At 46.2% G+C, this 19,385-nt stretch carries 17 protein-coding genes and 1 riboswitch; of the genes, 11 read left to right on the forward strand and 6 right to left on the reverse strand.

Annotated elements, in window-relative coordinates; translation table 11 throughout:
• Positions 1 to 33: 33 nt before the first annotated feature.
• The 4 genes from M1E06_RS03840 (at position 34) to M1E06_RS03855 (ending at position 3,952) form a co-directional block, all read left to right on the forward strand.
• Entirely contained in the window at positions 34 to 2,145 is a 2,112-nt protein-coding gene (locus M1E06_RS03840) for a heavy metal translocating P-type ATPase (RefSeq protein WP_020452940.1), read from the forward strand.
• A 125-nt stretch (positions 2,146 to 2,270) separates the two neighbouring features.
• Positions 2,271 to 2,966 carry a thioredoxin domain-containing protein gene (locus tag M1E06_RS03845; RefSeq protein WP_020452939.1) on the forward strand — a complete coding sequence of 232 codons (696 nt, stop codon included), beginning with the start codon at positions 2,271 to 2,273 and terminating at the stop codon, positions 2,964 to 2,966.
• Positions 2,956 to 3,369, forward strand: coding sequence for a disulfide oxidoreductase (locus M1E06_RS03850; protein ID WP_003185211.1), 414 nt, complete (start codon positions 2,956 to 2,958; stop codon positions 3,367 to 3,369). The genes M1E06_RS03845 and M1E06_RS03850 overlap by 11 nt, the downstream gene beginning before the upstream one ends.
• A gap of 97 nt (positions 3,370 to 3,466) precedes the next feature.
• Positions 3,467 to 3,952, forward strand: a complete 486-nt coding sequence (locus M1E06_RS03855; RefSeq protein WP_020452938.1) for a GNAT family N-acetyltransferase — start codon at positions 3,467 to 3,469, stop codon at positions 3,950 to 3,952.
• Positions 3,953 to 4,047: 95 nt separating this feature from the next.
• On the opposite strand, the gene M1E06_RS03860 is transcribed toward M1E06_RS03855, so the two are convergent.
• Positions 4,048 to 4,578 (reverse strand): GrpB family protein, encoded by a 531-nt coding sequence (locus M1E06_RS03860; RefSeq protein WP_020452937.1) that lies wholly within the window; start codon positions 4,576 to 4,578, stop codon positions 4,048 to 4,050.
• A gap of 124 nt (positions 4,579 to 4,702) precedes the next feature.
• On the opposite strand from M1E06_RS03860, the gene M1E06_RS03865 reads away from it, so the two are divergent.
• From M1E06_RS03865 to M1E06_RS03875, 3 genes are all read left to right on the forward strand, one after another.
• Positions 4,703 to 5,311 carry a trimeric intracellular cation channel family protein gene (locus M1E06_RS03865; protein ID WP_003185205.1) on the forward strand — a complete coding sequence of 203 codons (609 nt, stop codon included), beginning with the start codon at positions 4,703 to 4,705 and terminating at the stop codon, positions 5,309 to 5,311.
• Between the two features lie 177 nt (positions 5,312 to 5,488).
• Positions 5,489 to 7,825 carry an RNA polymerase recycling motor HelD gene (gene helD, locus M1E06_RS03870; protein WP_216904434.1) on the forward strand — a complete coding sequence of 779 codons (2,337 nt, stop codon included), beginning with the start codon at positions 5,489 to 5,491 and terminating at the stop codon, positions 7,823 to 7,825.
• 474 nt (positions 7,826 to 8,299) lie between these two features.
• The gene (locus M1E06_RS03875) at positions 8,300 to 9,184 is read left to right on the forward strand and encodes an alpha/beta fold hydrolase (RefSeq protein WP_020452935.1); all 885 of its coding nucleotides are present in this window, start codon (positions 8,300 to 8,302) and stop codon (positions 9,182 to 9,184) included.
• A gap of 88 nt (positions 9,185 to 9,272) precedes the next feature.
• On the opposite strand, the gene M1E06_RS03880 is transcribed toward M1E06_RS03875, so the two are convergent.
• Positions 9,273 to 9,683, reverse strand: coding sequence for a DUF5412 domain-containing protein (locus M1E06_RS03880; RefSeq protein WP_020452934.1), 411 nt, complete (start codon positions 9,681 to 9,683; stop codon positions 9,273 to 9,275).
• Between the two features lie 76 nt (positions 9,684 to 9,759).
• Positions 9,760 to 10,884, reverse strand: coding sequence for an aminotransferase class V-fold PLP-dependent enzyme (locus tag M1E06_RS03885; RefSeq protein ID WP_020452933.1), 1,125 nt, complete (start codon positions 10,882 to 10,884; stop codon positions 9,760 to 9,762).
• A 264-nt stretch (positions 10,885 to 11,148) separates the two neighbouring features.
• On the opposite strand from M1E06_RS03885, the gene M1E06_RS03890 reads away from it, so the two are divergent.
• Entirely contained in the window at positions 11,149 to 12,009 is an 861-nt protein-coding gene (locus M1E06_RS03890; RefSeq protein ID WP_020452932.1) for an ROK family protein, read from the forward strand.
• An 87-nt stretch (positions 12,010 to 12,096) separates the two neighbouring features.
• Positions 12,097 to 12,936 carry an aldo/keto reductase gene (locus M1E06_RS03895; protein ID WP_020452931.1) on the forward strand — a complete coding sequence of 280 codons (840 nt, stop codon included), beginning with the start codon at positions 12,097 to 12,099 and terminating at the stop codon, positions 12,934 to 12,936.
• A 39-nt stretch (positions 12,937 to 12,975) separates the two neighbouring features.
• On the opposite strand, the gene M1E06_RS03900 is transcribed toward M1E06_RS03895, so the two are convergent.
• The 3 genes from M1E06_RS03900 to M1E06_RS03910 all read right to left on the reverse strand — a co-directional run bounded on the left by M1E06_RS03900 (position 12,976) and on the right by M1E06_RS03910 (position 17,056).
• Positions 12,976 to 14,427 carry an MDR family MFS transporter gene (locus M1E06_RS03900; RefSeq protein ID WP_023856264.1) on the reverse strand — a complete coding sequence of 484 codons (1,452 nt, stop codon included), beginning with the start codon at positions 14,425 to 14,427 and terminating at the stop codon, positions 12,976 to 12,978.
• A 199-nt stretch (positions 14,428 to 14,626) separates the two neighbouring features.
• Positions 14,627 to 16,486, reverse strand: coding sequence for an LTA synthase family protein (locus M1E06_RS03905; protein WP_095323664.1), 1,860 nt, complete (start codon positions 16,484 to 16,486; stop codon positions 14,627 to 14,629).
• Between the two features lie 99 nt (positions 16,487 to 16,585).
• Positions 16,586 to 17,056: a metal-dependent hydrolase gene (locus tag M1E06_RS03910; protein WP_023856262.1), complete on the reverse strand. Its 471-nt coding sequence runs from the start codon at positions 17,054 to 17,056 to the stop codon at positions 16,586 to 16,588.
• 239 nt (positions 17,057 to 17,295) lie between these two features.
• Here M1E06_RS03910 and sspJ point away from each other — a divergent pair, with 239 nt between their 5' ends.
• Together sspJ and M1E06_RS03920 are read left to right on the forward strand one after the other, a co-directional pair.
• Complete coding sequence (sspJ, locus tag M1E06_RS03915; protein WP_003185183.1) at positions 17,296 to 17,436, forward strand: small acid-soluble spore protein SspJ; 141 nt, start codon at positions 17,296 to 17,298, stop codon at positions 17,434 to 17,436.
• 159 nt (positions 17,437 to 17,595) lie between these two features.
• Positions 17,596 to 17,772, forward strand: a riboswitch (Lysine riboswitch).
• Between the two features lie 114 nt (positions 17,773 to 17,886).
• The gene (locus M1E06_RS03920) at positions 17,887 to 19,290 is read left to right on the forward strand and encodes an amino acid permease (RefSeq protein WP_020452927.1); all 1,404 of its coding nucleotides are present in this window, start codon (positions 17,887 to 17,889) and stop codon (positions 19,288 to 19,290) included.
• Positions 19,291 to 19,385: the final 95 nt, after the last annotated feature.

The raw sequence follows: 19,385 nt of genomic DNA on the forward strand, positions 1-19,385 counted from the left end.
AAAGCCCGGCGCTGAAAAAGAAAGGTGAGAGAGATGGAAAAGGTGAAGCAGGAATACATGTTAAACGGTCTCGACTGCGGCAATTGCGCACAAAAAATTGAGCATGAGATAGCCGGTATGAAAGGGATTGAAGCGTGTTCAGTCAATTTTGCAACAAGCACGCTGACTGTCAAAGTCGACCAAAACAGCGGCGAAGACATTTCTTCAAAAATAAAGAAAAAAGTAACCGAGATCGAACCGCACGTCAACGTGAAGTTGAAGGAAGGGACAAAACAGGCTCCATCCGAAGGTGATGGCCGGTTTAAAAAAACGATCGCAAGACTGGCTGCAGGCACCGTTCTCGGCGCAGCAGGCTTTCTGCTTCCCGGCGGTACCGCAGCTGAGTGGATTCTCTTTTTCCTTGCTTACCTCATCATCGGCGGTGATGTCGTATTAAGAGCCGTCAAAAACATCTTTCGCGGCCGGGTTTTTGATGAGCACTTTTTAATGACGATCGCCACTCTGGGTGCATTTATCATTCAGCAGTATCCCGAGGGCGTGGCGGTTATGCTGTTCTATCAAGTAGGCGAGCTGTTCCAGGGAGCCGCGGTCAGCCGCTCCAGGAAATCGATCAGCGATTTGATGGACATCCGTCCCGATTATGCCAATCTTCAAACGGAAGGCGGTACGGTCAAAGTATCTCCCGATGAGGTTAAAGCGGGCGATATCATCATCGTCAAGCCAGGAGAGAAAGTCCCGCTTGACGGCAAAGTGCGAGCGGGCAAATCGCTTGTCGATACGTCCGCATTAACCGGGGAATCCGTTCCACGAGAAGCCGCACCCGGCGAAGAGGTGCTGAGCGGATTTGTCAACAAAAACGGCGTGCTTGAAGTGAAAGTGGACAAAGAATACAGTGAATCAACCGTTTCAAAGATTCTTGACCTCGTCCAGAATGCCAGCAGCAGAAAAGCGAAAACAGAAAACTTTATCACCAAATTCGCCAAGTACTACACGCCTTTTGTTGTCATAGTCGCGCTTCTTCTCGCTTTTGTCCCGCCGCTGATCATTTCCGGAGCCGCGCTGTCGGATTGGGTGTACCGGGCCCTCGTCTTTTTAGTCATTTCTTGTCCGTGCGCTCTTGTCGTTTCCATTCCGCTCGGCTTTTTCGGCGGTATTGGAGCGGCGTCAAAAGCAGGTATACTCGTAAAAGGCGGCAATTATTTAGAAGCGCTCAATGATGTCAAATACGCCGTTTTTGACAAAACAGGCACTTTAACAAAAGGCGAATTTGCCGTTGTTAAGCTGTCGCCGGCAGGCCGTGTCAAAGAAGAGGAACTGCTTGAATATGCGGCGCTTGCCGAACATTTCTCAGGCCACCCGATCGCCGAGTCGATCCGTGAAGCATACGGGAAGGAAGGCCAAGCGGATCGCATCAAAGATTACAGCGAGACGGCCGGCTTCGGCGTCAGAGCGGTTGTAGACGGAGCCGTCATTTTGGCCGGCAATGCCAAGCTCATGAAGAAATTCGGCATACAGTATCAAGAGGAAAGCGAAATCGGTACCGTTGTTTATGTAGCCGCCGGCGATATGTTTATCGGCTCGATTGTTATCGCAGACGAAATCAAAGAGGATGCCAAGCGTGCGATCTCTGCTTTGAAAAAAGCGGGGATTAAAAAAACGGTGATGCTGACGGGTGACGCGAAAGAAACCGGCGAGGCGGTCGGCGCGGAACTGTCCATTGATGAAGTGCATGCGGAGCTTCTTCCACAGCACAAGGTGGACCGCATTGAAGCATTTGACAAGCAAAAGCTTCCAAAAGAAAAGCTGCTTTTCGCAGGAGACGGCATCAACGATACGCCGGTCTTGGCGAGAGCGGATATCGGGGTTGCCATGGGAGGCCTTGGCTCTGATGCGGCAGTCGAAGCGGCTGATATTGTGATCATGACGGACCAGCCTTCAAAAATTGCGGAAGCCATCAGCATTGCCAAGCGGACGAGGGCGATTGTCTGGCAGAATATTATCTTTGCGCTCGGCGTTAAAAGTGTTTTTCTCATCTTGGGTGCTTTCGGCATCGCAACGATGTGGGAAGCCGTCTTTTCAGACGTCGGTGTTACCCTTTTAGCCGTTTTAAATGCGATGAGGGTTTTAAAAGTGAAAGAAATGTAACTTTTTTACCACCTAATGAACTGGAAATTCCTTTTTTAGCATCTTCACGAATGCGGCTTGTCTTGTTAAAATGAAAGAGGTTATCAAACTGGCATACTAAAAAATAAGAATAATGAGGTGTCTAAGTGAAGAAGAAACAGCAGTCACCGATGAAATTTGCAGTGATTATGACAGTCGTGGTCGTTTTTCTGATCGGCGCACTTGTCGTACTCAACAATCAAACCCAAAATGCTTCGCAAACCTTTGATGACAAGCCTTCAACTGAAGGGCAGCCGCTTCTTGGCAACAAAGATGCGACTGTAACGATCACAGAATTCGGAGATTACAAATGTCCAAGCTGCAAACAGTGGACTGAGACCGTCTTTCCGGATTTGAAAAAGGATTACATCGATAAAGATCAAGTTAATTTTTCATATATTAACTTCGTCAATGAACAGCACGGCAGAGGCTCTGAATTGAGCGCCCTCGCTTCCGAGCAAGTATGGAAGGAAGATCCGGCTTCATTCTGGAAATTCCATGAAGCACTGTACAAAGCGCAGCCTGACAATGACACGATGGAAAACGAGTGGGCGACGCCGGCAAAATTGGCAGACATCACGGAAGCGAATACGAAAATCAAACGCGATAAGCTCATCAGCAGCTTAAATGACAAAACGTTCTCTGAGCAATTAAAAACGGACAATTCGCTCATCAGCAAATACAGTGTAGACTCGACGCCGACGATCTTTGTCAACGACGTAAAAATCGACAAACCGTTTGATTATGACAAAATCAAAGAAACGATCGCCAAAGAGCTGAAAGGCCAGTCTGATGAAAAATAAACTGCTTTTTCTGTACGGCGCCTGGATCGTCTCATTAACGGCGACACTAGGCAGCCTGTACTTCAGCGAAATCCGTAAATTCATTCCTTGCGAACTGTGCTGGTATCAGCGGATTATGATGTATCCGCTCGTGCTGATCCTTGGAATTGCGACATTTCAGGGCGATGCCCGCGTGAAAAAATACGTGCTGCCGATGGCGGTGATCGGCGCAGGCATTTCCCTGATGCATTACATGGAACAAAAAATTCCCGGATTCAACGGTATTAAACCGTGTGTCACAGGAGTGCCTTGCTCAGGGCAGTATATCAATTGGTTCGGTTTCATCACGATTCCGTTTCTCGCCCTTATCGCATTTATTTTGATTATCATTTTTATGTGCTTTCTCAAGGGGAAAGACGAGTAAAAAGAGCATTGTCTGACAATGCTCTTTTTTTTTTACATGTTCAACAAAATGAATGCTATAATATTTGGAAATTATTAAATGGATAAGGATGATGAGGATGGAATTTAAGATTCGTAAAATGAAAAAGAAAGACATCCGACAAGTGCAGCAGATTGCCAAAACAAGCTGGAATCACACTTATGAAGGGATAATCCCTTTCGATATTCAAGAGAAATTCTTAGAGAAAGCGTACAATGATGAGATAATGCAGCAGCGTTTGGAACACTCGTTAATGCTCGTTTCAGAAGCGGACGGAAAAATCGTCGGCTTTGTTAACTACTCATTTGTAAGAGAAGGAGGGGAGGCCTATCTCGCTGCCATTTATTTAGCCCCGGAATACCAAGGAAAAGGCATCGGAACCGCATTATTGGAAGAGGGGCTAAAACATTTGGAGGGAGTAAAAAAGATCTTTGTAGAGGTTGAAACAGAAAACCGTACCGGAAAAAACTTTTACAAGGCGAAGGGTTTTGAGGATGTCTCCGAATATGATGAAGAATTTGAAGGGCATATCCTCAAAACGGTCCGAATGGCCTTGCGCGTATAATGCCCGCTTTCACTTCGTGACTTGGACATAGTAGTATAACAAGACCGCCATAATGAAGGCGATGGCTATTGTAAGCAATTTATGTTTTGTCTTTTTCAGCATACCGGGCCACTCCTTTCCAAATGTTTTGCTTTCTCAATCACGTCTTTAATGAATGATTCTTTTCCTTCTGTGTACGAGGTGCGGTCATATGGAAAGCGCCGCGCCAAGGTTTTTTTCAATGTTTCATATTCTTGCCGCTCGGCGGAGTGCTTTCTTAAATAATTTCGGAATCTCAGCTGGTTTTTCCATTCTTCGCTTTGAAAAACATATACGTGCAGATGGTGTGTGCCCGCCCTCCACATTCCCTTTCGAAAAAAGCGCCTGGCAGGGAAGGCTTCGTGAAATACGTGCTCATAACCGAGCTGCTCAAGCGGTTCGATCCAGGCTGAAGCTTCGCTGAGACTGTTGACGCCGGCCATCAGATCGAGCACCGGTTTTGCCGCAAGACCGGGAACAGAGGTGCTGCCGATATGTTCGATAGCGAGAACTTTTTTTCCGAGGACATCCGTGAGCCGCTGTTTTTCAGCTGCAAATTCCTGAGCCCACCCGGCTTTCGCTTTTTCGATGATGATCTCCTGTTCCATGTTTCCACCCCTTTAAAAACGTCTTTTTATATTATAAGATATTTTGATTCAGAGAGGGTTGATTTAAAGGTTGGAGAAGTTATAAAATCAAAAAGATTGAAGTTTAGTATGGAGGACACCTTAGATGGCTTGGGAAGTGTTGAGCATCATCGGCACCGTCGCTTTTGCGATCAGCGGAGCGATCGTTGCAATGGAAGAAGAGTATGATATTTTAGGAGTTTATATATTGGGGATTGTGACGGCGTTCGGCGGAGGGGCGATCAGAAACCTGCTCATCGGAGTTCCGGTGTCCGCCTTGTGGGAGCAGGGGAGCCTGTTTCTAATCGCTCTTGTTTCGATCACGATCGTTTTTTTGTTTCCGAAGCTCCTGTTAAAGCACTGGAGCATCTGGGGGAGCTTTTCAGACGCGATCGGTCTTGCCGCATTTGCGATACAAGGAGCGCTTTATGCCGTTCACATGAACCATCCGGTCAGCGCGGTGATCGTTGCGGCGGTCTTAACAGGAAGCGGCGGCGGAATGATCCGGGACCTTTTGGCCGGAAGAAAGCCGCTCGTGCTGAAAACCGAGATCTACGCCGTTTGGGCCGCTTTGGGCGGATTCATTATCGGCATGGGCTGGGCGGAGAAGCCGCTCACGCTGTATATCCTGTTTGCTTTGCTGGTCGCATGCCGCGTATGTTCGTACATGTTTAACTGGAAGCTGCCGAATCGTTCGCTGCGGTCCCACAGCTGAATAGAAAAAAGCCGATTTTTCGTTGATTGAAAAATCGGCTTTTTATATTGATTTGACCAAAGGTTATATGATAAGATGAAATGTATTTTAATATAAAATTTCAAATATTATAGTATTATCCATTTTTATTTTATCATGAATCTTTTTTGATGTCAAATCTTTTAGGGAGTGGTCAGCGTGCAGGAAAACGGTCAGGAATGGCTGGAAGAGGAAAACCGAATCCGGCTTGTTTTAAAGGAATTGGATCAGAAGCTTCATTCTCTAAAGGGAAAGACCGGTGGATTGAAGGAGGATATCATCGATTTACGGAAACATTTCTGGAGCGATGTCACCGTAAACTTGGCCGATGAAAACGAAGCGGTTGAAACATTTTTTAGCATTAAACAGCAGGCTGAGTTTTTGGCTGAAAGGGAAAGAAGTCATAAGCAGTTTTACAACGAGTTGAAAAACTTGTTAAAAGTGAAAGACTCGCCTTATTTCGGCCGTGTAGATTTTTTGGAGGACGGCGAAGAAAACGCTGAATCCGTCTACATCGGACTCGCCTCTTTAATGGACGAAAAAGAAGAGCGGTTTTTGATTTATGATTGGAGAGCGCCGATTTCCAGTCTGTTTTACAACTATGGTCCCGGTGCGGCTCAATACGAAGTTCCGGACGAGACGGTCAGGGGAACGATTGAGCTGAAAAGGCAATTTCTCTTCAAAAACGGCCGGCTGAAAGCGATGTTTAATACGGATATGGCGATTGGAGATGAAGTTCTTCAGGAAGTCCTGGGGCAGCAGGCAGATATTCAGATGAAAAGCATCGTCGCCACAATTCAAAAAGAGCAGAATCAGATTATTCGGAACGAAAGAAGCCGCTTTTTAATTGTTCGGGGAGCGGCTGGCAGCGGAAAAACGTCGGCGGCATTGCAGCGGGCTGCGTATTTGCTGTACCGCGGTCGCGGGCAGATCGAGTCGAGCCAGATGCTGCTATTCTCTCCAAACCTGCTTTTTAACAGCTATGTCGCCAATGTTCTGCCTGAGCTCGGAGAGGAAAACATCCAGCAGAAGACATTCCAGGAATTTGTGGCGCGCCGCCTTGGAAAGCAGGTTTCGTGCGAGACTCCGTTCGATCAGCTCGAATATTGTTTAACGGCTTCAGACGATGAGGAGCAGCGCATCCGGATGAAATCAATCGAATTGAAATCAGGTCTGGCCTTCAAAGGCATTATCGATGATTATGTCAAATGTTTGGCAAAAGGGCGTCTGGATCTGGTGTTTAAACATATCGCCTTTCGCGGAAAAAGGATCATTACAAGCGATCAGGTGCGGGAATTTTTCGCGGCCCTTGATCATGCAGATACGCTGTCCAACCGGATTGAAAAAACGGGGAAATGGCTGTTACAGCTGCTGAACAAATACGAACGCCAAGAAAGAAAAAAAGACTGGGTCATCGAGGAAAGCGAGCTGCTGGATAAAGAGGAATATTTAAAGGCCTATAAACGTCTTCAGGAAGAACAGCGATTTACGGAGAATACGTTTGACGATTATGAAAGGGAACAAAACCTCCTTGCCGCTATCATTGCCGAAAGGGAGTTCAAACCGCTCAAGCAAGCGGTAAAAGCGTTCGGCTTTATTGATTTTAAAGGAACGTACCTTCAGCTTTTTTCCGGGCGCTATACCCCGCAAACCCGTCCTGATGACTGGCAAAGCACTTGCACATTCACCCGGAAAAGCTTTCGTTTTGAGAAGCTGCCTTATGAAGATGCCGTCCCTTTTTTATATATGAAAAACCAGCTGACAGGCGGGAGAAAAAACAGGGCAATCCGCCATTTATTCATTGATGAAGCCCAGGATTACACGCCTTTTCAGCTTGCTTTTTTGAAGAGCCTGTTTCCCGCGTGCAGCATCACAATGCTGGGAGACTTAAACCAGGCGATTCTTGCCCATGCGTATCACGATAAGACGCTCCTGTCGGGAGGCGTGTTTGAAGGCGAAAAAACGGAGATCATCACCTTGAAGCGCAGCTACAGGTCGACGAAAGAAATTGTTGAATTGACAAAGCGCATCATCGAGGGAGGCGAAGAGATCGAAGCCTTTAACAGGAACGGCAAAAAACCGACTTTGACAATATTGGCCGACCTTCATGCACACCATAAACAGATGGCTTCCCTTATAACCGCCCTTCAAAAAGAAGGACTTGAGACGATTGCAGTCATCTGTAAAACAGTCCGGGAATGCAGGGATGCGTTCCGGCATCTTCAGCAGCATACAGAGCTTAAACTGATCGATAAAGAAACGAGAACGTTTCAAAAAGGCGTGATCGTCATTCCCGTCTATTTGGCGAAAGGGATCGAATTTGATGCCGTCGTCATTTATGACGCTTCTGAAAAACAATACAAAAAAGAGAGAGAGCGGACTCTGTTTTATACGGCGTGCACGAGGGCGATGCATGAGCTCCATCTCTTTTCCCTTGGAAAGGAAACGCATTTTTTAAACGGTGTTTCAAATGATATGTATACGAAAAGAGAGTGACGGTGTCACTCTCTTTTTTGGAGAAACCATTGTTTCCATAAGTTTTTTTATTTACAAACTTTTCTACACTAGGCTGAGTCTGTGGCAATCTTCTTCATATTCTGGCAGGTTAAAGAGTTTGTCATCTTAAACAAAAATGAAATGATTTCCAGCGTATATAGAGGAAAGTGGTCTGGCTAAATAATATAAAAGCTTTTATTCATCAAATCGCTTCTCTTTTTCTTGAGGATATATAACATATTTTCTATTTTCATTTTACATGCAGGAGATTACGAAATCGAAATCGTTAATTAAAATCTGTTATATTAAATTTTATAGTTCTGTATCATAATATAAAGCTTTTTAAAATTGGAATTTGATGATTAATTTATTCTGTAATATATTATATATAGAGTCTGTTATATATAATGACAAACTCCCCTGCACGAAACGGCATATTCATTTGAAGAGGATTTATTGGGAGGGAAATATTTCATGTCAAACCATTCACCGATTACCCCTGATTTAAGTGACAGCGGCATTCGCTATTTTCGGGCTTATAAGGAAAGCCTTGGTCTTTGGCCAGTTCATTACAAAACTTTCTACGTATCTACCCGTTTCGGCCAAACGCATATTATTGCAAGCGGACCTGAAGATGCCCCGCCGCTTGTATTGCTTCACGGCGCATTATTCAGTTCCACTATGTGGTACCCCAATATCGAGGATTGGAGCAGCAAATACCGAACATACGCAATTGATATCATAGGTGATAAGAACAAAAGCATCCCTGCAGATTTATGCGGTACGAGGGCGGGTTACGCTGATTGGCTTCTCGAAGTGTTCGACGCTTTGGGGATAGAGAAGTCGCACATGGTTGGTCTTTCGCTTGGCGGGCTTCATACGATGAATTTCGCTTTACGTGCGCCAGAGAGAGTAGAGAGCGCAGCGATCCTTAGTCCCGCGGAAACATTTTTGCCGTTTCATCACGATTTTTATCAATACGCTCTTAGCCTCACAGAGCCTGATGGAGTAGAGAATTTCTTAAATTGGATGATGACAGATCGTAATGTGTTACACCCGGTTTTTGCAGAGCAGTTTCATGCAGGCGTAATGTGGCAGGATGGATTAAGACAGCCAAGGCCTAACGCTGACGGATTTCCGTATGTTTTCACTGACGACGAATTAAAATCAGTAAAAGTCCCTATTCTATTATTGCTGGGTGAACATGAAGTCATCTATGACCCGCAATCAGCCTTACATCGCGCCTCAACATTAGTTCCAGGTATTAAAGCGGAAATCATAAAACAGGCAGGTCACGTTTTATCAATGGAAAAGCCTCAATACGTAAATGAACGTATATTACGTTTTTTCAGTAAATAAACCACAGTTTTGTTGTCCATTTCATGGAGATGCAGCGGCTTATACGAGCGGTCATACAAACTTTTTTCAAAGGCTGAGAGTGACGCTGTCACTCTCTTCTTCCATCATATATATCAGTTCTGACATCCAGCACGTTGTTGTTGATGGACACATGGTATTTGTCCTGCCATTCGATTTTGACATGTTCTTCTTCGTATCCCCAATAGATGTTTTTTCGTTCACCGGTGGCAACCGTTGTCAATTCCCCTCTGACGGAAGGGGAGTTCGTTCCCCCGCCTTTATTCACGCTATACAAATTCAGGTTGTATGCTTGATTCGGCGAAGCGGAAGACTGAATCCAATTTCCTTTCGGCAGATGATTCATCGAGTAAAAATGCGTATACACGATATATCCGATGGGAATGCCTGACGCAAGCAAAACAGCCAAAATAGCAAACAAGACGCTTCGGCACGGTGGCTTCCTCTGCTCTTCTATTTCTCCGTCAATATAAAGCTCCAATTTGTCTCATTCCTTGGTGAAAATTGTTTTTTATAGTTTAAGGAAAAAATCGTATTCTGTCTATTTTGAAGCAGGGTTAACCAAAGAGCGCCGCCATCTCATCCATCACAAACCCGATTTCCTCCTTTGTATTGTAAAAATGCGGGGCTATTCTGATGACGTTGTTTCGCGCTGAGACGATGATATGCTTTTCACGCAAGAGAGCTTCCATACGGCCAGCCTCTTCGGCATACACCGAGATCAGGCTTGTTCTGTTATGTACGGTCTCGGGGCCTATGATCTTCAGGCCTTTTTCCGCCCCGTATTGCAAAGAGAATGCCGCGAGCTCCCGCAGGTAGGGCTCGATCCTGTCGGGCTCTGCTTCAAGCAGCAGCCTCAGTGCCGCGTCTGCCGCGTAAATGCTGATAAATGACGGTGTCCCCGACTCGAAGCGTTTCGCACCTTCCGCAAAGCATGAATCTAAGGCAAATGGTTTGTTCCTGCCGAACCAGCCGGCCGTCTTCGGCTCAAATTGTCCGCAAAGTTCGCGTTTCATATACAAAAAAGCCGTTCCGGGAATGCCGAGCATGTACTTGCGCGTCCCCGCCGCAAGGATGTCGATATCCATGTCTTTGACATGAATCGGAATGTGTCCGGCGGTTTGATAGGCGTCGACAAATAAAAGCGATCCTTTTTGATGAACAATCTCGGCAATCTGTTTTACATCTTGTTTAAACCCGTTCCGATAGCCGGCATGGGGTACACAAGTCAAGAGCGTCTGATCGGTAACGTCTTTTTCGTATTGTTCCAAGTCAATCATCCCGTCTTCGCTCTGAATGATGATGAGGTGATCTTTGAAGCGGTCTTGCGCAAGCCAAATTTGGCCGACGGCAGGAAAATCGATATCCGTGAAGGCGATCTGCCTTCGGTGTGGTGGCTGCGGCAATGAAGCAGCGACAGCCGCCACTGCGTCAGATACTGACGGCAAAACGGCTATCTCTTCTTTTTCGGCACCGATCAGCCGGGCGAATTTTTCCTTGGCTTCATCCATCTTGTCGAGATGCGCTTTCCAGTCTGCGCCGGCTGTTAAAAGGCCGTTCTGATACTCATCAACCGCTTTGGCAACAGGCAGAGCCAACGCGCTTCCGGAGCATGCGGCAAGGTGAACATGACCAGACAATATCGGAAATAAAGAACGGTAAGTGTGGAATGGATGCTTCATGATATCCCTCCTCATTAAAGCTTCGAGCGGGCCTGAAAAAATCCTCTTTTTCACAGTTGAAATTAAGCGGGCAGAAGCCTCTTTAAGCGAAAGAACAACTGCTGCAGCTGTTTGAAAACTGTCACATTTTCGGGAAGCTTTCTTCCGTCAGCATCAAAAGCTCCCATGCTCTGGTGAATCATTGTTCAGTGCGATTGCTTTCTTTCATCGTCTGATTTATGATTCAATTAAAGCAATTCAAACAGATGAAAAGGAGCCGAGAGGATGAAACATTACGGTGCAATAGAAGCAGGAGGCACAAAGTTTGTTTGTGCAGTTGGAACAGAAAAAGGAGAAATCATTGACAGGCTGACGATCCCGACGGAGACTCCTGAAGAGACTATTGGAAAACTGACTGATTTCTTCAGCAAGTATCAGCTCACATCAATGGGAGTGGGCTCTTTTGGACCTATATCCGTTGCAAAAGATAAAGAGGATTACGGATACATAACCAATACGCCGAAATTAGCCTGGAAGGGGTACCCGTTTATTCCCGAGTTGAAAAAAAGGCTCGGCATACCGGTTTCGTTTACGACTGATGTAAACGCTGCCGCGCTTGGCGAACTGACAAAAGGAGCGGCGCAAGGATTGGAAAGCTGCTTGTATATTACAGTCGGTACAGGAATCGGAGCAGGAGCGATTGTCGGCGGCCGGCTTGTGCAGAGCACGCTCCATCCTGAAATGGGTCACCTTCTCATTAGACGGCATCCGCACGATACGTTTGAAGGAATCTGTCCGTATCACAAGGACTGCCTTGAAGGAATGGCATCGGGTCCGGCGCTTGAAAAGCGCTGGGGGAAAAAGGGCAATGATTTGGCTGAAAACGAGGAAGTTTGGGAGATTGAAGCCGACTACTTAGCGCAGGCTCTCATGCAATATATCTTGATCCTGTGCCCTGAAAAAATCATCATGGGCGGCGGTGTCATGAAGCAGCAGCAGCTGTTCCCGCTGATTCGCAAAAAGCTTGCCGAATATATGAACGGATATGTTGACCTGCCTGATCTTGAAGGATACATCGTACCGCCGGGTCTCGGCGACGATCAGGGAATCACCGGTGCGCTCGCTTTGGCTTATGAAGCCGGTTGAGCAAGTTGTTTTGTAAAATCCACCCAGTGTGAGATAATAACAGCGGTGCGTTTAAAAGCATGAAAAAAAGAAAGGTGGTCGTTCAAAATGGTAAGCAGTTTAAAGGATACTGTGACATTACATAACGGTGTGAAAATGCCATGGTTCGGACTTGGAGTTTTCAAAGTGGAAGAAGGCAGCCAAGTTGTAGAATCTGTGAAAGCAGCCATTAAAAACGGATACCGGAGCATTGACACAGCCGCTATCTATCAAAACGAAGAAGGCGTCGGCAAAGGGATTAAAGAAGCAGGCGTTCCCCGCGAAGAGCTTTTCATCACGTCAAAGGTTTGGAACAGCGATCAGGGATATGAAAAAACATTGGCGGCTTTTGATGAAACCCTTCGAAAACTCGGCCTTGACTACCTTGATTTATATTTGATTCATTGGCCTGGAAAAGACAAATATAAAGATACGTGGCGCGCGCTTGAAAAGCTGTACAAAGACGGCAGAGTAAAAGCGATCGGCGTCAGCAACTTCAATGTGCACCATTTGGAAAGCTTATTGGAAGATGCGGAAATTAAACCGATGGTCAATCAGGTTGAGTTCCATCCGCGGCTGACTCAGGCTGAGCTCAGGGACTACTGCAAAAAGCAGGGCATTCAGGTGGAAGCATGGTCTCCGCTCATGCAGGGAAAACTCCTCGATGATCAAGTGCTGACTGACATCGCTAAAAAATACAACAAATCCGTCGCTCAAGTCATCCTGCGCTGGGATTTGCAAAATGAAGTCATTACCATTCCGAAGTCAATCAAAGAACACCGCATTATTGAAAATGCCGACATATTTGACTTTGAATTAACAGCGGAAGATATCGAAAAAATCAACGCTCTTAACAAAGATGAGCGCGTCGGTCCCGATCCTGACACAATGGTTCACGGATTCGAATAAGCATAAGAAAATCCCGGGTTCATAAAAACCCGGGATTTATTATTTTTCATGAATGGCCAAGCGGCCTTTCGCTTGTTTCCTTCTGCTGCCGTCGAGCCGTCCGCGGCGGTGCTGCTTAATAAAGAATGAGAGAACCAATCCGATTCCCGACAATGCGGCCGCGGTCATAAACGCCAGATTGACGCCGTGAATCATCGCCGTATCCGAAGACGGACCGGCAGGATCGGCCAGCGCACGCTGTGTCATGATGGTGATGAGAACAGCCGTCCCGATCGATCCGGACATCTGTCTCATCGTATTGTTCATGGCCGTTCCGTGAGGAATCAAATGGCGCGGGAGCTGGTTCAAGCCGGCTGTTGTAACAGGCATGAGCACCATCCCCATGCCGACCATCCGAATCGCATAGACGACAGACAAATACGCAAAAGGCGTCGTCTTTGTCAGATGGGTCAAGAGCAATGTGGTCACGAAGATCGCCGTCAAACCGGTGATGCTCAAGATCCGCGCACCGATTTTGTCAAAAATTCTTCCGGTAATCGGAGACATCAGCCCCATCACGACAGCTCCCGGAAACAGCATCATTCCCGATTCCATCGCCGTGAAATGGCGCATATCCTGCATATACATCGGCACGATCGTCGCCGCTCCGATCATCGACATAAAGACGACCATCCCGATAATCGTCGCAAGTGTAAACATCGGATATTTAAATACCCTGAATTCCAAAATCGGTTCTTCCAAATGGAGCTGCCTCCAAATGAACCAAAACAGCGTAACGCTGCCGACCGCGAAGCCAGCCAGCACGTCCGCACCCGTCCAGCCCGCAACACCGGCGCTGCTGAAGGCGTACAAAATGCCGCCGAAGCCAAGTGAAGACAAGATGATGGAAGTAACATCCATCTTAGGTGACGTCTGTTCGGTGACATTTTTTAAAATAAAGTGTGCGGCAATCATGTCGATAACGGCAAACGGAAGCAACAGATAAAACAATACTTCCCAAGGGTAGCGGTCGACGATCCAGCCTGACAGGGTCGGTCCGACAGCGGGAGCGAAGGCAATCACAAGCCCGACCATTCCCATCGCTGATCCACGCTTTTCTTTTGGGAAAATCAATAAAAGCACCGTCTGCATCAATGGCATCATAATGCCCGCGCCGGCCGCCTGGACGACGCGTCCTGCAATCAGCGCCGGAAAGCTGAATGACAAGGCGCAGATCAGAGTCCCAGCCGTAAATAAAGACATTGCCGCCATGAACAGCTTTCTCGTCGTGAATTTTTCAATTAAAAAAGCCGTAACTGGAATCATGATCCCATTCACGAGCATAAAAACGGTCGTCAGCCATTGGGCAAGCCCCGGCGTAATGTTTAAGTCCCTCATGATCGGAGGCAAAGCCGTCGTCAATAGCGTCTGATTCAAAATGGCGATAAAAGTCCCCATAATCAAGACGGCAACAATCGGCAATTGATTTGTCTTATGCTGTGTTTCACTCATATTAAAACCTTCTTATTTATCATTTTTTATAACACTTTATGAAATAATCGGTACTCGAAATAACTTCTCTTTTTATTTAGGGTAACGAAGGAACTGCAAAACCGCAAGTTCATTTTTAACATTCGGTATATAATACCCAGCTGTCCCTCAATTTAAACAGCCCCTTTAAGCCGGGGGAATCCGGCTTAAAGGGGACGGATTATTTTTTATAAAATCTCAGCAAATCACCGTTAATAATCTTATCGGAAAGGGAAAGCTCTTGATTCGCCTTCTCTATGAGCGGACCGTATTTGTCCTCACTGTCGTTGATCATGTCCCCGGTTTTTTTGCTGTAGCACGTATTTTTCGTGTAGATATAATCATCTGTTATAAAGCTGCCGTTTCTTAACACAGCGAAAGGCATTCTTTCGTTCGAAAACAGGTCATTACCGAATTGAATCATGCCTTTTGTATCAATTCCGAGCAAATGGAGCAATGTCGGTTTGACATCAATTTGGCCGCCTGTTTCAGATATCGTTTTCGGGTCTTGATCCGTTACCCCCGGAATGTGGATAATCAGCGGCACACGCTGCAGCTGAACGGTATCGTAAGGGGTGATTTCGTCTTTGCCCAAAAATTGAGCCAGCGCATCGTTGTGCGCTTCTGATATGCCGTAGTGATCTCCCATGAAGACGATCACGGAATTGTCGTAAAGGCCGTTTTTCTTCAGTTTTGCAATGAAATGCTTCAATGATTCGTCTTCATAGCGTACCGTCGTGACATACCGGTTTAAAATCTCACTGTCCGAGTCGTATTCATCGATCAGCTTATCCTTATCATCAATTTGGAACGGAAAGTGGTTCGTCAATGTGATCAGGTTGCTGTAAAAGGGCTGCGGCAAGTCTTTCATCAAGTCGGCCGATTGCGTTAAAAACTCCTTATCCTTCAGCCCCCAGCCCGTTGAATTTTCAGGTGTCACATGAAAATGGGAGACGTCATAAAAGCTGTCGATGCCAAGGGCTTTGTACATGACGTCCCTGTTCCAGAATTTTTTATGGTTGGCGTGGAAAACCGATGTTCTGTAATCGTGGTTCGCCAGTGTTTTATACATCGAATTGTACGCATTTTCGCTCTTCGTAAAAAACACCGAACCGCTCAGAGACGGATAGAGCGAATTGGCGACAATGAATTCCGAATCGGACGTTTTTCCCTGTTCGGTCTGCTGATAAAAATGGTCGAAATAATAGCTTTTTTGAATGAATTTGTTTAAGAACGGCGTGATTTCCTGCCCGTTCACCTTTTCATTAATGACAAATGTCTGAGTGGATTCAAGCGTTACAAAGATGACGTTTCGTCCTTCGGCAATCCCGAACATATCTTGGTTCGGTTTGCTGTAGTCAGCGTTTGTGTAGTTCTCGATCGTTGCCAGGCTGTTTTCATCAGCGACAGCTTTTTGTGTCAAATTAAAGGTCTGTGAAATGCCGTCCAACAGATGAAACTGATATAAGCCGATGTTTTTTACAAGCACTTCCCTGTCGTAGGAGTAGCTTAAAAACTTCGGCTGATCCAGCTCCGACAGGGCGAGATTAAACAGTACTGTGCCGGCGGCTGCCGCGTAGTAGATCTTAACGGCTTTAGCGGAAAGCTTTTTGCCGGTTCTAGTGCGCGTTTTTGCCAGCCAGACCAAAAGAACCAAATCCAGAAAAAGCGCGATGAAAACCGGATTGAACAGCTCCTGAAAACTGCTCCCAAGCCCCCCGAGGTTTTTTGCCTGGAACAGGACGGGAACAGTGATGAAATCGATGTAGAAACCATAGAAAATACTGTTTGCAATCAAGATGCCCGTCAGGACGACATTAGCCCCGATTAAATAGAGGCGCTGCGTTTTTTCGCGAAAAAAGAGGCTGATGCCGAGTACAGGGATGAGAAAGCTAAGCGGGTTGATAAACAGGATCAATTCCTGAAGTGCGTTGTCGATTTGTAAATTAAAGCCCAGCTTGTAGATGAAGTACGTTTTCATCCACATAAAAAATATGGATAGGCATAAAAACCACTGCTTTTTAAAAAATTGTTCTTTCATATAAATAGCTCCTCACATATAATCCCCGCAGGTAAACAACACCAAGATAAAACGACTGAACAAAGCATAATACAGCAATCGGTCAAACCGTCCCTTTCGTCAGGCGATCAAGTTCGCAATAAAATAGCACGAAACAACGGTGAGCACAGTCAGAACGCCTTGTTCCGCCTTCCCGCCGGTTTTAATATAAAGGGGCAGCCGAACCTTAATGGCGGACGGAAAGAAAAGTTTGATGCCGTTTACAGTCCCGGCATCAAGGAGCAGATGGCTCGCCATTCCGGCCATCAATCCGACAAAAATGCTCTGATCTGTAAAATATAAATGTGCCGCAAATGCCGTGATGAGCAAAAAGAGCAGGCTGTGTGTAAACGTCCTGTGCCCGAAGACAGAACTGACCACTGCTGATAAAATCGGTAGCCTTCTGCCGATCTTGCTCTTTGTATGGCAAATATCCGGAATCAATGCTCCGATAACGCCCGAAGCTGTCATGAACACTGGATCATATCCGTAAAAATAAGCAGCAGCCGTGCAAGAAGCGACCCCTCCCATGATGTGTGTTTTTCCTGTCATATCGCTTCTCCTTTAAGACCTATAACAATTTCCTAATGAAAACTATATCAAGAGTTCTGGCGGCCTTCAAGACAGATGGTGGCAACTTGTCAGGCAAAAAACGCATTTTCCTGAGGCAATCAGCATGTTTACATCTAGAATATGGTGTTTTCAGTTAAAAAACACATTCAAGGTTCTGCATAATTTTAAAGTGATAAGCCAAATTAAAATTGTACCACATTTTTAAAGAGGTGATTCATTTGGGTATTTTCTTCAATAAAGATAGAGGAAATAAGGAAAAGGACCAAAACGCCGTTCGGGGGGCGCTTGAAGATGCAGGACAAGCGCTGAAAGGAGACCCTTTGCAAGAGGCGGTCAACAAAAAGAAAAACAACCGATAAATGACAGATGGAAGCGCCGTCTTCCATTCTGCAGAAGGCTGCCGAAACAGGCGGCCTTTTGGCGCGGCTGTCCGTTTTTCCATCACTTCCCTTTGACAGATTAAAATTTCTCTGGTAACCTCTTTTCAGAATATGTGATAAATCCTCACTCTTAACTCTTAGTGAGGTAGAGGTTGCGCGGATGATGAGTCGCATGTGTGAGGCTGATGGGGCCGATGATCATATGCAAAAGGCATCAGCGCCGAAGCATAAGGAAGCCATTCATTCTTTATGCTGGGTCTGCATTGAATAAGTGCAGGACTGCCGCGGGTTTTCCCGCGGAGGGCTATCCGGAGATCAAGAGTGTATGTTTAACCAAAGCATGGACTTTTGTTCATGCTTTTTTTATTTTGAATGATCTCACGGTCTGGTCCGGCATATTTTTTATAAAATGCTCGGAGGTTATATCTTATGGAACAGACAAAAAAATGGGGCTTCTGGCTTCTTACCGCTTTTGTTGTCGGCAATATGGTCGGCTCAGGGATTTTTATGCTCCCCAGCACACTCGCCCAGACGGCAAGCCCGTTCGGCGTAACGGCGGCATGGCTGGTGACGGGTGCGGGGGTGCTGATGATCGCCCTTGTATTCGGTCATTTATCCATTCGCCGCCCGGATCTTAAAGCAGGTCCGCAAAGCTATGCAAGAGCTTTATTCTCAGACCCTAAAAAAGGGAATGCGGCAGGTTTTACAATGGTATGGGGGTATTGGGTGGCAAGCTGGATCAGCAACGTGGCCATCATTACAAGCCTTGCAGGCTATTTGACGACTTTCCTGCCGATCTTAACTGACGGACGCGAGCTGATTGAACTCGGCGGCCACCCCGTTACACTCGGCCAGCTCTTGACATTTATCGTATGTACAATCTTGTTATGGGGGACGCATTTCATCTTAGTCTCCAGCATAAATGGAGCGGGCAAACTGAACTTTTTAGCAACTTTTTCAAAAGTGCTTGGGTTTGTCCTATTTATTGTTGCAGGTTTGTTCGTTTTTCAGACGGCTTTATTCGAATCATTTTATTTTCCAATCGAATCAGAAGGCAAAAGTATTGGGCTGGGCGGACAGGTTCACAATGCGGCGATTTCAACGCTGTGGGCGTTTGTCGGCATCGAGTCTGCGGTAATCTTATCAGGGCGCGCATCATCCCAGCGCGATGTCAAACGCGCGACGATTACCGGATTGTTAATTGCGCTCGGCATTTATATGGTCATCACTTTAATAACGATGGGCGTCATCCCGCACGATCAGCTCCAGGCCTCGGATAAACCGTTCGTTGATGTGCTGCACGTGATCATCGGCAGCTTTGGCAGCGTAATTATGGCGGTCTTGGCAATCGTTTCTTTGTTTGGATCGATGCTCGGCTGGATTTTAATCGGCGCAGAGGTTCCGTATCAGGCGGCAAAGGCCGGTGATTTTCCTGCTTTCTTTGCGAAAACGAACAAAAAGGGAAGCCCGGTTAATTCATTGATCGTCACAAACGTGATGTCGCAGATCTTTATTTTCTCAACGGTTTCGGGAACGATCAGCGAGGCCTTTACGTTTTTAACAACGTCGGCGACGCTCGCTTACCTTGTGCCTTATCTTGTAGCGGCTGTTTTCAGCTTGAAGCTCATCCTCAAAGGGGAGACATACGGTGAACTGAAAGGTTCAAGAACAGGGGACGGCATCATCGCTTTGGCTGCTCTGGTGTATTCTTTATGGGTCATCGTTTCAGGTACGTCTGACTTAACCACCTTTATCTTGGGAATCGGGCTGTTTTTCGTCGGTCTTGCGATCTACCCGTTCGTCTACAAAAAGTTCAAAAATAATCAAGTGTGATAAAGTTCTTTGCCAGCCGGGTCTTTTAGCAGAAGATCGGCTGGCTTTTTGATTCCCGCCGAAATTTTTGATTAAAATTTCCGCTTAGGCCTGTT

This window comes from Bacillus sp. AK124, assembly GCF_053903085.1.

Coding starts and splice junctions, on each gene's coding strand:
- M1E06_RS03850 (WP_003185211.1), top strand. CDS start 2,956: ATGAAAAATAAACTGCTTTTTCTGTACGGCGCCTGGATCGTCTCATTA.
- M1E06_RS03865 (WP_003185205.1), top strand. CDS start 4,703: ATGGCTTGGGAAGTGTTGAGCATCATCGGCACCGTCGCTTTTGCGATC.
- M1E06_RS03840 (WP_020452940.1), top strand. CDS start 34: ATGGAAAAGGTGAAGCAGGAATACATGTTAAACGGTCTCGACTGCGGC.
- M1E06_RS03920 (WP_020452927.1), top strand. CDS start 17,887: ATGGAACAGACAAAAAAATGGGGCTTCTGGCTTCTTACCGCTTTTGTT.
- M1E06_RS03905 (WP_095323664.1), bottom strand. CDS start 16,486: ATGAAAGAACAATTTTTTAAAAAGCAGTGGTTTTTATGCCTATCCATA.
- M1E06_RS03875 (WP_020452935.1), top strand. CDS start 8,300: ATGTCAAACCATTCACCGATTACCCCTGATTTAAGTGACAGCGGCATT.
- M1E06_RS03910 (WP_023856262.1), bottom strand. CDS start 17,056: ATGACAGGAAAAACACACATCATGGGAGGGGTCGCTTCTTGCACGGCT.
- M1E06_RS03900 (WP_023856264.1), bottom strand. CDS start 14,427: ATGAGTGAAACACAGCATAAGACAAATCAATTGCCGATTGTTGCCGTC.
- M1E06_RS03860 (WP_020452937.1), bottom strand. CDS start 4,578: ATGGAACAGGAGATCATCATCGAAAAAGCGAAAGCCGGGTGGGCTCAG.
- M1E06_RS03855 (WP_020452938.1), top strand. CDS start 3,467: ATGGAATTTAAGATTCGTAAAATGAAAAAGAAAGACATCCGACAAGTG.
- M1E06_RS03890 (WP_020452932.1), top strand. CDS start 11,149: ATGAAACATTACGGTGCAATAGAAGCAGGAGGCACAAAGTTTGTTTGT.
- M1E06_RS03885 (WP_020452933.1), bottom strand. CDS start 10,884: ATGAAGCATCCATTCCACACTTACCGTTCTTTATTTCCGATATTGTCT.
- M1E06_RS03895 (WP_020452931.1), top strand. CDS start 12,097: ATGGTAAGCAGTTTAAAGGATACTGTGACATTACATAACGGTGTGAAA.